Annotated in this window: 15 protein-coding genes; 5 read left to right on the top strand and 10 right to left on the bottom strand. The window is 32.6% G+C overall.

The window, feature by feature from the left end:
- Positions 1-7 precede the first annotated feature (7 nt).
- The 4 genes from BTM29_RS04855 to BTM29_RS04840 form a co-directional block, all read right to left on the bottom strand.
- The gene (locus BTM29_RS04855; protein ID WP_076614428.1) at positions 8-613 is read right to left on the bottom strand and encodes an RloB family protein; all 606 of its coding nucleotides are present in this window, start codon (positions 611-613) and stop codon (positions 8-10) included.
- A complete protein-coding gene (locus BTM29_RS04850; RefSeq protein WP_076614427.1) occupies positions 606-1,895 on the bottom strand; it encodes an AAA family ATPase in 1,290 nt (429 codons plus the stop codon). Before BTM29_RS04850 ends, BTM29_RS04855 begins: the two co-directional genes overlap by 8 nt.
- 112 nt (positions 1,896-2,007) lie before the next feature.
- Positions 2,008-2,247: a hypothetical protein gene (locus tag BTM29_RS04845; RefSeq protein ID WP_076614426.1), complete on the bottom strand. Its 240-nt coding sequence runs from the start codon at positions 2,245-2,247 to the stop codon at positions 2,008-2,010.
- A gap of 90 nt (positions 2,248-2,337) precedes the next feature.
- Entirely contained in the window at positions 2,338-3,639 is a 1,302-nt protein-coding gene (locus BTM29_RS04840) for an AAA family ATPase (protein ID WP_076614425.1), read from the bottom strand.
- 143 nt (positions 3,640-3,782) lie between these two features.
- On the opposite strand from BTM29_RS04840, the gene BTM29_RS04835 reads away from it, so the two are divergent.
- The 3 genes from BTM29_RS04835 to BTM29_RS12875 are packed head-to-tail and all read left to right on the top strand — an operon-like array spanning position 3,783 to position 4,962.
- Positions 3,783-4,652: an acyltransferase gene (locus tag BTM29_RS04835; RefSeq protein WP_076614424.1), complete on the top strand. Its 870-nt coding sequence runs from the start codon at positions 3,783-3,785 to the stop codon at positions 4,650-4,652.
- A complete protein-coding gene (locus BTM29_RS13145) occupies positions 4,547-4,813 on the top strand; it encodes an acyltransferase family protein (protein ID WP_353846881.1) in 267 nt (88 codons plus the stop codon). The genes BTM29_RS04835 and BTM29_RS13145 overlap by 106 nt, the downstream gene beginning before the upstream one ends.
- The gene (locus BTM29_RS12875; RefSeq protein WP_164510782.1) at positions 4,810-4,962 is read left to right on the top strand and encodes a hypothetical protein; all 153 of its coding nucleotides are present in this window, start codon (positions 4,810-4,812) and stop codon (positions 4,960-4,962) included. Before BTM29_RS13145 ends, BTM29_RS12875 begins: the two co-directional genes overlap by 4 nt.
- 101 nt (positions 4,963-5,063) lie before the next feature.
- Here the strand turns inward: BTM29_RS12875 and BTM29_RS04825 are convergent, their stop codons facing one another.
- Positions 5,064-6,080, bottom strand: a complete 1,017-nt coding sequence (locus BTM29_RS04825) for an SLAP domain-containing protein (protein ID WP_076614423.1) — start codon at positions 6,078-6,080, stop codon at positions 5,064-5,066.
- A 92-nt stretch (positions 6,081-6,172) separates the two neighbouring features.
- On the bottom strand, positions 6,173-7,477 hold the full coding sequence (locus BTM29_RS04820) for a DUF3329 domain-containing protein (RefSeq protein ID WP_225972232.1): 1,305 nt from the start codon (positions 7,475-7,477) through the stop codon (positions 6,173-6,175).
- Between the two features lie 263 nt (positions 7,478-7,740).
- Between BTM29_RS04820 and BTM29_RS04815 the strand changes: the two genes are divergently transcribed.
- Together BTM29_RS04815 and BTM29_RS04810 are read left to right on the top strand one after the other, a co-directional pair.
- On the top strand, positions 7,741-8,166 hold the full coding sequence (locus BTM29_RS04815) for an SHOCT domain-containing protein (RefSeq protein ID WP_076614422.1): 426 nt from the start codon (positions 7,741-7,743) through the stop codon (positions 8,164-8,166).
- A gap of 226 nt (positions 8,167-8,392) precedes the next feature.
- On the top strand, positions 8,393-8,614 hold the full coding sequence (locus BTM29_RS04810; RefSeq protein ID WP_076614421.1) for a hypothetical protein: 222 nt from the start codon (positions 8,393-8,395) through the stop codon (positions 8,612-8,614).
- A gap of 269 nt (positions 8,615-8,883) precedes the next feature.
- On the opposite strand, the gene BTM29_RS04805 is transcribed toward BTM29_RS04810, so the two are convergent.
- From BTM29_RS04805 to BTM29_RS04785, 4 genes are all read right to left on the bottom strand, one after another.
- On the bottom strand, positions 8,884-9,852 hold the full coding sequence (locus tag BTM29_RS04805; protein ID WP_076614420.1) for an ABC transporter substrate-binding protein: 969 nt from the start codon (positions 9,850-9,852) through the stop codon (positions 8,884-8,886).
- Between the two features lie 117 nt (positions 9,853-9,969).
- Positions 9,970-11,406, bottom strand: a complete 1,437-nt coding sequence (locus BTM29_RS04800) for a hypothetical protein (protein WP_076614419.1) — start codon at positions 11,404-11,406, stop codon at positions 9,970-9,972.
- A gap of 276 nt (positions 11,407-11,682) precedes the next feature.
- A complete protein-coding gene (locus BTM29_RS04790) occupies positions 11,683-13,269 on the bottom strand; it encodes a hypothetical protein (RefSeq protein ID WP_125673053.1) in 1,587 nt (528 codons plus the stop codon).
- Between the two features lie 164 nt (positions 13,270-13,433).
- Entirely contained in the window at positions 13,434-13,664 is a 231-nt protein-coding gene (locus tag BTM29_RS04785; RefSeq protein ID WP_076614416.1) for a DUF2922 domain-containing protein, read from the bottom strand.
- Between the last annotated feature and the right edge of the window lie 41 nt (positions 13,665-13,705).

Here is a 13,705-nt window from a genome sequence, read left to right as displayed (position 1 = left end):
TTAATATTTAAAATGTATCAACACCATATATTTCTGCCAAGTATTCTTGAATATTAGTAAATGGCTCATCCTTTAACCAATTGTTATTTTTTTGAAATAATTCATCGGCATTTAACTTGGCCTGCTTAACTCTGTCAATTAAGTATCCGCTGTAATTATTTCCTTTAAATTTGTGATAGTCACAATCAAAAAATTCTTTTCTTGATAATCTAGATACTAATTCCTCGTTTGTATAAGTTCTACTTACCATCTCAAAATGTAACAAAATCCATATTTCAAAACTGATATTTGAAAACATTATTTTAATATTATGTTGCTTTGCCAATTTTAAACATCGCTCTAATTGCTGTTTAGTATGTTCATCCTTGTCAAAAATAACGTAAGTTTGATCTATATTACGTTGTTTACTTCGTATCTTGTTCTTGGCAATTGCTTCTATTATTAACTTTTCACCTGAAGAACCCATTGAATTCACCTGTAACTTTATAGAATGTACATTAGCTCCATGATACTTTCTATTAAGCATATCGAAATATGACTTTTCAGATTCTCCTTCACAATATATAGCAATGATTTTTTTAAGCGGTATTCCCCTTGACTTACGTCTACCCATTTTCCCCTGTTCCTTTCAAAGAAAAATCAAGCGAAGAAAGCATTGAATCCACATCTATTTGTGGCATCGCACCAAATCTACCTTCCATATATCTACGCATAAATGCAATATCTCGTCTTCCTGAAGTTCTGGCATCACTGAAGTCAAATACCGATTTCAAATCACTTACTCCTTGAAAGTCTTTTTCCATCAGATATATTTGGTCTACTCTTAGGTCAGCATCTAACAACTGTAATTCATGAGTAGTCAAAATAAATTGATTTTTATTCTGCACAGAATTAAAGACATGTATTAAAGCGTTAGACAGTTCAAAATGTAAGGAATCATCAAACTCATCAAATAATAACGTCTTACCATTCCCATTAACCTGTGCATCAATTATGGATAATGCTATCAAAAATATTTTTTGAGTTCCCCTGGATTCCATTGACAATGGAATTTCTTCATTCTCAATAACATCACCGTCATCATTATATTTCTTATGTACCGCATATAATTCTTGACGCGTTGTAGGAAGCTCTATATTTGAATCAAGTGAATTTATTATTTGTTTAAATTGTTCTGGAATAGGAGGAATTCCAACTTCTCTAATATTTACATTCACTATGTTGAAATCCGCAAATTGTAAAAATTTTAAAAATTCATCTTTAATAAAATCATTCTTCATTAAATCTATTAATTGATCCGACACAACAGTATCATTTACAAAAATCAAATCTTGTTTAAACCATTTAAAAACATTGATTGAAACTTCATCATTATATTGTTGAGCATTAAAAAGTAATAGGGAATTAGCTCGTGTTATTATCGATACTTCCTTTAAGTTGTCAGGTAATACATCAAAATTTTGATGATCACGATCAAAATAAACCATATCTTTTATCGAATTAATTAAAGTCAATTTCTCTGAGGTTATTTCATTTCTGTTAAATGAAAACTCATATCTATAGGTTTGGTTCACATAATTAAACTCAACTAAAAATGAAACATCATTTTTTTGACTATTGCTATTTAATTTGAATGGATAATAATATCTAAAATTCTCAGTTGCATTAGAAGTATTATTTAAAACCATACCTCTCATTAAATGTAGTCCATCTAGTAAGTTTGACTTACCAGACCCGTTTGGTCCAAAAATAAGCAGACTTTTTAACAGCGAAATACCATTTTCTGTGATTGTATTGCTATCTCTAAATTTTCGTAATCTTTCACCTGTCTCGGCTGATAGAGAAATCCTGTCCTTTATCGAAGTGAAATTTTGAACTTCAAAGTTAATTAGCATGATTATTCCTCCTTCCATTTAATTGTATTTTATCACATCGAATCACAAAAAAACGTGATTAAGATTTAATTACAAAAAAAAAGACAAACCTATAACAGGTCCGTCTAGTAAATTATTCTGTAGTTTCAATAAAATCAACATACTCCGCTTCGATCCATTCACCGTCTTGAGCAATACGATAAAAGACCTTACCATCATCACCAGTTCCTTTTTCGTCTGTATACCAAGTAGATTCACCTTTGACGAATCTATCTTGAAGCATTTTACGGCTCATTTCATATGTATCAAACAAAAATACAACATAGCGACTATTTTGATTTACTTTTACAATACCATTAACTTTTTCAAGCATCGAAAATACCACCTTTTAGATATTCTACTTCAATTATACCCTAAATAGAGAAAAAAATAGACTTGCTTACACAAGTCTTAATAATATCAATCAAATCGCACCAAATCTGCCATCCATATACAAATTCTTCCAATTATGATTTGAGTAACTGACCTCTTTGAACTCATCCAAACCATACAATTCACTGTCTTGCGTCTTCCTAGTCTTATCAATAAACTGAATTTGTTCCTTGGCAAAGATATCACTATTCAATAAATCAACATTATGTGATGTAAATATAAACTGACAGCGTCTGTCGATTCCTTCATTCATAAACATATCGATTATTGCTCTCTGGATCAGGGGATGATATTTATTCTCAAATTCATCGCAAATATATGTTTTACCATTTCTAATACAATCATATATATTAATGAACTGATTTATAAAACGCAAAGTTCCATCCGATTCTTGGTCATAAACAAGTTTGAATTTTTTACCTTCAACATTATGCAGTGTTCTAATATCGTATACCTTGTCTCTACTTAAAGTTTCTATCGCACTTTCTGGTAAAGATACAAGATTGGCAATCACAGATTGAGTAATATCCTTAACTTCAAAATCACTGATAGCAAAGTCAAAATTCCTAAGTTCATTCAATAATTCACTTTTGAAATTTGAATCATTAATTAATTTTTCAGCAATTTTCTTATTTTGCACTGATTTATTTTGTTCGATAACTATGTTATCTACAACCTCGTGATAAAACATAATCATTGTTTGATAGCTCCATGAGGATATTGTAGATTCAAATTGTTTTCTTGAAGAATTAAAATTATTTACGACAATCGATAGCATTGGCTTATAGTTGTTGTTATTTACATTCAACTGTTCAATTACCGCGCTGATTTCCTTGTCCGCATGAACTATCTCCTGATCCACACGTTCAAAAATCACCTTTTCATCATTTGAAATTCTAGTTTTTAGAAGCTTCCTTGAAGTTAGCTTTTCATATTTTATTCTGTAATCAATAGGATCTATCCCTATATCATACTTAACAAAGTACTTACTATCCTTAAGCAAGATTTCACTGATGGACAACTCAATATCACCATTGTCTTTGAATCTAAATGGACTAACTTCTAAAGCGATATCTTCGACTTTATTATTAGTATATCCACTTTCCAATAGATTCTTTAAGGCCATGATTCCCTTCAAAAGGTTGGACTTACCTGAGGCATTTGAACCAAAAATAACCATAGAATTCAAGACACTCTTCTTTCGACCATTGTCCATGTATGAAAAAATAATATTGTTCTTGAATTGAATTGATTCTTTAGGACTGAATGCAAAATTCAAATTAGCTTTATTATAAAATGAAAAGAAGTTCTTAACTGTAAAGTTAATTAACATGATATCCTCCTTCGTGATACTCTTGATGATAGCACAGAATGCATTAGATTTCCTTAGGTATTATGATTTGTTGTAATCAATTCCTAATAGCACAATCAAATAAGGTATACTAATAGGTAGAAAAAATCTTAGGAGTATAACAAATGAGTCGAAGTCGTGTAATTTATATAGATGTAATTAGAGTAGTCGCCATGTTGGCTGTGGTATTTGCTCACTCATGTGCAAACATGCTCATTGCTGGGCCCACTACCAGACACTGGGGCTTAGCCAATATTTTGGTAACAATCACAACGGTTGCTGTACCACTTTTCTACATGATCAGTGGTGTAACTATCCTCAATAGTGAACGTACTAAGAATCTATCTTATCTATTCAAACACAGACTACCAAGAATCCTTATACCATTTTTGATATGGTCCTTGTTATCATCTATCATATTCAAACTAATCAGTGGTGGTTTGAGTTTTGGTTCAGTATTAAATAGTATGCTTCTTATATATCATCAACCAATTCTCACAGCCTATTGGTTCTTATACCCATTGATCGGCTTCTACCTACTATCACCGGCCATTAAGGCCTTCGTAGATAATGTAGATAACAATACTATGAATTACATACTCATAATTTGGTTCATTACAAATATAATCCTACCCAATACAGCTAAGTCACTACCAACTAACTCAGGACAATATTTTGAAGTCTACGGATTAGGTAGTTTAGTTTTTCTATCAAAAATGATTGGATACTTCTTACTAGGATATAAGTTATCACACATCAAAGCTTCCAATATTAGACTGAGCATCAATCTCAGTATCTTCCTTATTGGACTAATAATATCAATTACTGACTCATATATCATTAGCGCTCGTCAACTACAAGACAAGCCTCTATCAGACATTCTCCCCCCATTTTACTTCCAATTATTGTCAGTGCCCTATTTCTTATATTCAAGAAATTCGAAGATAAATATTCCAAATCCTTCAATCGATTCATTGAATTCATTGCACCATTGACCTATGGAGTATACTTGTCACACGGTATAGTTATAGAGCTGGTTCAACAAGTACTGAATCCACTTAACTACCTTGGTGTATTCGGTGTTTCAATTATAGTTTGCTTAGTATTGGTCTGGGCGTTGAGTAATATTCCATTCGTACGGAGGTATTTCATATGAAAATCAGCAACAATAAAGTTCGTTTAATTAGCTTCCTAGATTCCCCAGAAGCTTTGACTGCTAAAAAAGAGGCAGAAACTGGTCAGATAAAAGATATTGGCTCATTGACTGACTTTGATGATCTAATTGATAAGCTCGATCAAAATTAAATGTTTTTATTTATTTCTGCACCATTAAGAGAATTAATTTTACATAGACAAAAAAAGTACATCAAAAGATGTACTTTTTAATTGGAAATTAGTTCACTATATTATTCAACATCACTAGCTTTGACCCATTCGTAAGTAGCGACTTTGTACATCTTAACGCCATTGATTGTAGCCATCTTGAATACGGCCCATGGTGTATGTCCACCTAACGCACGGCCCTTAATCATAGCTCCATCAATTGTATATAGATATGTTGGTGCATCAGAAGTTGTTGTTACAGCAACTCTATCTGCCTTTTGGATATTAGTTGCTGAACTAATAGTTCCGTCATCTGTATCCGTATTTGTGTTTGTATTGGCGTCAGAACCAGTAATTGATACATCTGAGGCCTTAACGAACTCATTTGTAGCAACACGATAATATGTCACACCATCAAGAACCAACTTCTTATCAACTGACCATGGAGTATTTGCACCCAATGCACGTGATCTAATCAAATTACCTTTTTGGTCATACAAAGAAGTATTAACTGAACCTGTTGTAGCAACACCCTTATAAGAAGTTACAACACCATCAACTGCAGATTGAACAAGAACAATTCTTGAATAACTTCCGTTACCATTAGGATCAACCAATGTGATTGAACTATCAGAAGCATTCTTCAATGAGTAGCCCTTTGGTATATCATTAAGCTTAACTGAAGCACCTAGTTCACCAGTTACAGATTCTGTACCAACTGACTTTTGTGCAGCATTGTCAAAGTAACTAACGTTGGCTGTTATAGACTTTGCATCTGTTGATTTAACAACAGCAAGTACAACATTGGAATTGTCACCCATACTACTTTCCAATTTAACTGAACTTGAAACATTGGGAGCTAACTTATAGCCATCTGGGATTTTTTTAAGAGTCTGAGTTGTTCCAACTCCACCACTTACAGTCTCAGTCCCAACTGTGTTCAATGGACTACCCAAATAATAACGTACTGTGATTGTCTTTTGTTCTGTTTCAGATGTTGTAGTAGCATCATCTGCGGCATTAACAACAGCAGGTGTGGCAACTGATCCCAACATCATGCCAGAAAAAAGAAGTCCACTTACAATTATAGATTTTTTCATTGTATTCCCTCCAAAAATATATTTGAATCCAGTTTTAACATAATATTTATAGAATACAAGTTCAATAGAAGTTAGCATTACTTAATTAAATCTTATCTATATCCACTGATTGTCTTAACTCCAAAATACTTAGATTCCCATTGGTTCATCCAATCATAATGATTCTCAGCCAAACTAACCGTCCCATTATATGCATTATAAGTTGTTTTAGGAACTGACATCAACTTGACTTTTACATCCTTATCTCCATTACTTTTAGCAATTCGAATCGTTTCATATTCACTCGCGACTTCATTGTAAGAGTTAGAAATATCTGAATAGGCATCTCTATAGCTGAATCCAAACACAACAATACATGCAATAATTACTATAGATTTCATCGGTATAATATCATATATATTATAAACAGAAATGAAAAATGCAATTGCCAAAAAGACGATCCCACCGAAAAACGTTCTCTCAGGATAATCCGGTGACAGCGCCATACTATATATAGCTGCAAGATGACCAATTATGAATATAGCTATGTGAACCAGACTGACCACAGTAATATGCTTCAAAATAATTCCAATAATAATAAATGCAATCAACACTAAATATACCCATTTCAGATTTCCAAAAGATAACTTATAAATATCATTCAAGTTTGCTGAAATTTTCGTCCAATCCCGATGCATTGTCCCACGCTTTTGTGATCCTGGGGACATCAACATTATATAGAATCCAAGCATTGCAAACAAAACAGAAATCACTGAATATACATGTATCTTACGTGTCTTTATAAATCCATAAACTATCGATAAAATGACAATTAAGATAGCCGCTGGTCCTGAATTCTCATTAGTCGCACCAGCTAAAAAACTCAATAAAATAATCAATACAAACTTAAACTTAGTCATATCAATGTCAATAAGATTGGCCAATATGAAAGAAGTATAAACTACGCTCATCCATAGATAGTTACCAGAACCTGAAACCCAGAGTACTGTCTGACCAAAACTGGGAATAAAGAACCATAAGAATATAAATATCGAGATTATAATTAAAGTACTAGACTTATGCTTAGTAATAATCGTCGCAACTTTATTAATTAAGAATATCAGCACAATGAAAATACCACTATTAAAAACATTGAAAATGACCTTAGTATCAAACTGCATAAAATACTGAACGACTGAATGAGCCACAAAACGTCCATTCCACCAGAAATAATGATTCCACATAGAATGTGGGATTGCAAAGGTGCTGATCACTTTTAAATGTTCTAATGGCCATGACCTCATATATGCAAATCTATAGACATAGTCGTCACCAGCATATAAAGTCTTGCTATTTAAAATCAGTAACAAAATGTAGATAACGCTCAAAGCTACAATCATAGACCAATTATTTTTCAAAAACAGCTTACTTTTTTTGATATCAAAATCCCCCACTGCAAATCCTAATCAATTGAATTCACATTTTAATACTATCAAATAAAGGAAGCAATTCCTCTTTTTGTTGATATACTTTATATAAATAAAAGAACTTTTTAAATCACATTTAGCAACTCATACTAATAGTTCAAAGTTTCGTTATTATTGCAAAAAAATAGTGAAAATCTAGTAAATAGGAATATACTTAACTGGGTATCAAAATATATTCATGGGGAGAATTTATAATGCAATTTCAAAAATTAGATCCAGTAAAATCATATTACAGACGATGGTCAACTGCTGATTATGTGATCATAATCCTTGTAGCATTAGGTATAGTCTCAGTTTTTGGTATTCCCGTATCAATTATTCTATATGCCATTTATCGAATGGTTGAATCAAAGGTGTATGTATCCGATATTGATAATCGCGGAGATAAATTCTGGGTAAGGAAAATTGATTGGAAGAATTACCGTGACACTCATGGTAAAAACGTATTCAACGAGTATAGACCACAAAGAGTTGTAACTTCACAACAAGAAAATGAAGCTGCTAATGCTAATCAAAACAATAATATTGACCAATTATCAAAACTAAAAGAACTATTAGACCAAGGTGTTTTAACTCAAGAAGAATTTGACGCTAAAAAGAAAGAATTGTTAAATTTATAAAATCAAACAAAAAAGGCATTATCATGAACGAATCCTTAGTGCAATAATTTCTTTATGATTGTCAGATGAAATAATATAATTTCATTTGACTTTCATGGAGGGATTTTTTTGTGTCTAGATTCAAATTTAGTTTATCGGAAAAGCCTAATTTAATTAATGGGTTTGATAAAACTGTAGTTTCTATGAGTGCTTACGCAAAAAAATTGAAGGAACTTCAGCACAGAGAGTGAATCAAAATAAACACCGTGCAATGACACTTTTACTAGGCATTGTCGGTGTTAGCCGACAGTCATATAATAAATTTTTCAATCTAAAACAAACTTCAAAAGAAGATCAAGATGAATTGTTAAAAGGTAGGATAACCTATTGGTACGAATTGAATACTAAATTTATTGGTACCGATACAATTCTTACTAATCTCAAAAGTAATCCACAAGTCACCATGTAAAGTTACTATACTGAATTGGTAAAAATCAATTATATAAGTAGATCAGAAACAAGTGATGACCATACTCCAGCATAATTTAGGGATATGGTCATCTAAAAGAACATTCAATTTTCATATTATTCCAAATGTCAACTTGCCAGATACTAGCGCAGGTGTTTTGATTGATTTTACAATTCACGACAAAAAAAGAAGTTGAAATTAATTTTTTCAACTTCACATCTCAGCATTTTACAAGAACCGTTTCGTCTAATTCCTGTATTGTTGTTTATTTACTTAATATTCTTAATACTCAACTGATATTTCTTATAATTGATTTTACCATTATATAATTTTTGCTTTTTTGCATAACTAAAGGCTTTTTTGAAATCAGTCTTTTTAACCTTATGTGATTTCTTCATAGTAACATCTAAGCCAAATAAATATTCTCTGGCTTTCTTTGTTGCTCCAAAATCAATTAATGTATTAGTCGCAATGGGGTATTGATTTTTATTAAAATCTTTTGTCGCTGAAAATATTGAATGATAAAGATTATTAACATCCGTTACGTTTTTACTTGAGACATCATTTGACATAATTAAAATGTTGCCATTATCATTACTTAATTTCCCTTTATTCAATATCTTGTTCCCAGCGGTCTTGGCATTACTAAGGGATGGATCAGACAACACTGCAGCATCTATTTTTTTGGATTTTAATTGTGAAACTCTCTTTTTTTCTGAATCAATTTGAACAAACTTTACTTTAGAAATCTTAATATGATTTTTCTTTAAAAGTTTAGTTATGTAATACTTACTTCCATCATTTTTATTTACTGCAATTTTTTTACCTTTTATATCTTTTATATTATGAATAGATTTGTTAGCAACTAATCCATAATATCCAGGCATGGTACTACCTATTTTCCAATCATTTTGTTGTTTCAACAAGGAAGCGTAATTTACTAAATCAGTGACGGCTAAGTTAACTTCGCCATTACCAATTGCATTATTCAAATCTTTTGTCGAATCATACGTTTTCATCTCAACAGAAATATCATTTTGTGAGAAATATCTATACTGTGCTGCTATATAAAGTGGCAAAGCTGATACCGTCTTTGTTGAGCCTATGACTAATTTTGTATTGTCAGCACTGTTATCCTCTGTAGCCTTCACATTTGAAATATTACTCTTCAATGACAACCCTAGTAAAATCAACAATCCTACAAGAACTATGCTCATTTTCTTTATCAATCGTGACATTTAAAATCCCTTCCGTTTTATCAATTTACTTGTATATAGAATAGTGTATAACACATTTGAACATAAAAAAAGAAGAGATCATACTGATCTCTTCTTTTTAAAAATTAATCTTAACTATTAGTAAACAGTAACTGTAACACCTTCACCAGCAGCTAGCCATTCGTTTGTAGCAACACGGTAATATGTGTTACCTTCTGAATCTTTAGCAGTATTGATAAAAGCCCATTCGCCTCTAGCAAGCATACGAGATTTGATGGCACTACCATCTTTCTTGTATAATGGGAAAACATGTCCATCATCAATTAATGAAACCTTACCTGAAACTTTTTGAATATCAAACAAACCATCTTCTGAAGGTGTTGTTGTTGATGTACCATCATCAAATGTTACATCATCAGCATCAACCCATTCGCCAGTAGCAACACGGTATTGTTTGTCACCGTTAGCATTTGTACGAACAGCATTTGTTTGCCATGAAGTATTTGCGCCAAGAGCACGGTTCTTGATTGTAACATTATCGTTATTCTTCAATGTGTAATATGATGAATCACTCTTTGTTGTTACAACACCTGTTGTCTTAGTTGTTGTCCAGCCAGCAGCAGCTTCTGAACCAACCTTAACGGCACGGATAAATGTAATTGTTGAATCCTTTACGATACCATTATTTACAGTTGTATCTGAGCCATTTGAAAGAACAGCACCATTAACAGTTGTCTTAGTATTGTATGTAGTACCTGCAGCATATGTAGCTAATGCACTATCAGCAGCAACAGTAACTGTGATAGGTTGGTAATATGTAGTATCAGCAGTATCAAATGTTGTTTCATCATAATCAGCAGTACCAGCAACAGCCTTAGCATAAGTTGTTGATAATCCACCCATAGCATAACTTGTAACATTAGCTGAATCAGCCAATAAGTTGTCACCACTTTGATCTTTCAAAGTTAAATCAGTTGAGTTTTGTAGTTGTGCTCTATATGTAGATGAGCCATAATCAACAGTATATGGTGTTGTGTAAGCAGCAGCCAATGATGTTACTGTAGCTACATCTGTTGTAGCAAATGTTACGTCGATTGAAGCATCTTTTGTAGCTGTTGTATCTGCATCTGTCTTATATGAAACAGCAATCTTAAATGTAAGAGCTTGTCTGTTGTTTAAATATGATTGTGCATCTGAAAGACTTAAAGCCTTACCTGTATCATCAGCAGTAGCTTGTACTGATGTAACTTTAGAATCAGTAGCAGCAGCAAAAGTATTACTGTCAGTAACATTATTGCTTAAAAGTGTTGTATAAGCAGTTGTAATATCAGCTGGCTTAGCTGATAAGCTAGTACCGTAGTTATCTGTGCTTAATGTTGGCACATCAGCACCTGTAGCTAATTTCTTACTTGAAAATTGGTTCAACCAAGCAGCAGCGTCATCACTTGTTGTGTATGATGCATCAGCAGCTTGTACAGTTGTTGATGTTACGTTTGAAACAACAGGAGCAGCAACTGGGGCAACAGTTAGAAGTGTTGCAGCAGCGATTCCTGCATATTTAATAGATTTTTTCAATGTTAATCCTCCCCTGGACTAAAAGAATTTTTATTTAATTTGTTCAGTGGGCTTATCCCACTGACAATCATTATATGAAACTCCGGCTTAGTAATCAACCATAAATTGGAAAACGTTGTCTTTTGTAACACTTTTGTATTATTAATAATATCTTTGTAACATTCAAGCATGTCTTTTATTATAAAGATATTTTCCAACCTACTTACTTCATACGAAGAGCCTATAACTATAATAGTCGAAATAGACCTCGGGCTCAAGGTTTATCCATGAATTATTTTATTTTTTTGGATTTGATAGTGCTAAGATACTTATCATATAAATCCACGCTACTAATGAAACCAATATTATCAATGTGTATAGTTGTTTATTTTGGTAATTTGTCGTTATCACCATTTTTTTATATGCATGCTTAGATTTGAGACTTATTCCACCACGTTTACTTCTAGTAATCGTTAGCCTCTTACCATTAACCTTGGCCACTGTATTCTTGTAATAAATTACTGGTAAATCAACTGTAGAGTTCTCCTTGATATTATTGAGTACGAACTCATTACCTTTCGTAGTTATTATAGGTTGAATATTGGTTTCTTTCTTATTAATTACTACTAAGTGTTGTTCAATTCCACCTAGATTGTTCTGACTATTGCTAGGTACATATTGCTCTAAGTACGAATCTGGTACCATACCACCATCAATCATCTTATTAGAGATGACTTGTGTCCTTTGTGATAGCAAGTTGTCCTTGACTGAAGAGCTCATGGATGTCATCCACATACCACCATTAACTACTGTAAATATTCCTAACATTATCAACCAATTATTAAATCCTAAGTCAGTAGTAAGCATAACAACTATCTGAGAACCGATCATACTGGCAAGCAGTGTAGTAAACATTAATATCCTAAAAGGATATTGAATAACTTGAATCGGCGTATCTTGTAATATACTCCATGGGAACAAATCTGAAACAAAAAACAAACTAACAACAGAAACTATATAGATGATTTTGTATCGTCTATCAAATTTCCTAAAAAATAAAACTCCCACAACTAGTATCACAAGCAGAATAGTTCCTAAGTTATAAACATTACCATTAATTGATCGATAACTAGTATTTGCCAAACTGAACTTAATTAAATCACGAAAGTTCTGTCCTTTTAGAATAGTCGGAGACGGCACTCCGAATTTCTGGAAAGTTTCTTCTATTAGAAAAGGCACCCAAAAGATACTGGTTGCTAGAATTGTGGCTAGGATTGCCTTACCTAATGATACAATCCTCTTCTTCCAATTATTGATGAATCCAATATTACAAATGATCAATAATGCAAACAATATAACTGTCATAAACGTTGTTAAGATATGTGAGAATATCACAAAAGAAATCCCAATCGCCAAATCCTGCCATCGCTTCTCATCCCCAAAGACAACTTCATAGAATCCTAATAAGCACAACGGTAAGAACACCGTTGCGATATATTCAGCAATGGATGCTCTAGCTATCAAGTCTATCAATCTATAAGTACTGAAATTGTATAATATCGAAAATATAATGGCCTGTTTGGTTGAACCTGAAAATTTCTTCATCGAATAATGGCTGATAGCGAATGAAGCAAAAAAGAAAAATGCAATCCCTACATAATATGTAGTAATCTGATTCTTAAATACAAATGATATTAACGCAAATGGTATCAATGTCACCCAAGGATAGAAGATGTTGATGCCATATCCTATCAAACCAAAGTTATTAATAGAGATTGTCGGTATGGTGTGTGCATCCCGAATCGAATATATAATATTCTGGATTCTTTGGAACTGATAATATACATCATCCCCATTCCATACAAAGTCCCTTTTTATCGTCATAATCATGAATAGTGTCATTATTACGTACAATAATACGATTAATGCTATGTTCCCCCGAACATTAGTCCATTTTTTCAAGATGATTCCCCTTATATTATGTCTGCATATACTGTATCAAAAAAGCCCACGATTATTCAATCGTAGGCTAAATCTATGTATATTATTTAAATGGCCAAATCTTTTTCCAAAATACCCGTTTCAACACGTTCCACATATTTGGCAGCAACCACTTCTGTATAAAGTTGGACGCTGTTCTTTTCAAATAGCTTACTAGCGATGATTTCATCCATGGCCTTTTTGACTGTGGGTGCATCTAGGTCTTCACGCACATAGTTGAATACTAGGTCCTTTTTGTGGCCTTCTGCTGTTTTGAATGTTAGTTGTAGTTTTTTCATTTGGGGCTCCTTTTTTGGGTTATATATTATTGAGACGCTTC

The sequence above is a fragment of the Companilactobacillus allii genome, assembly GCF_001971585.1.
Taxonomy (GTDB): Bacteria; Bacillota; Bacilli; order Lactobacillales; family Lactobacillaceae; genus Companilactobacillus; species Companilactobacillus allii.
The sequence above is the reverse complement of the archived record's forward strand: the minus strand, read 5'-3'. Positions and strand labels throughout refer to the sequence as shown.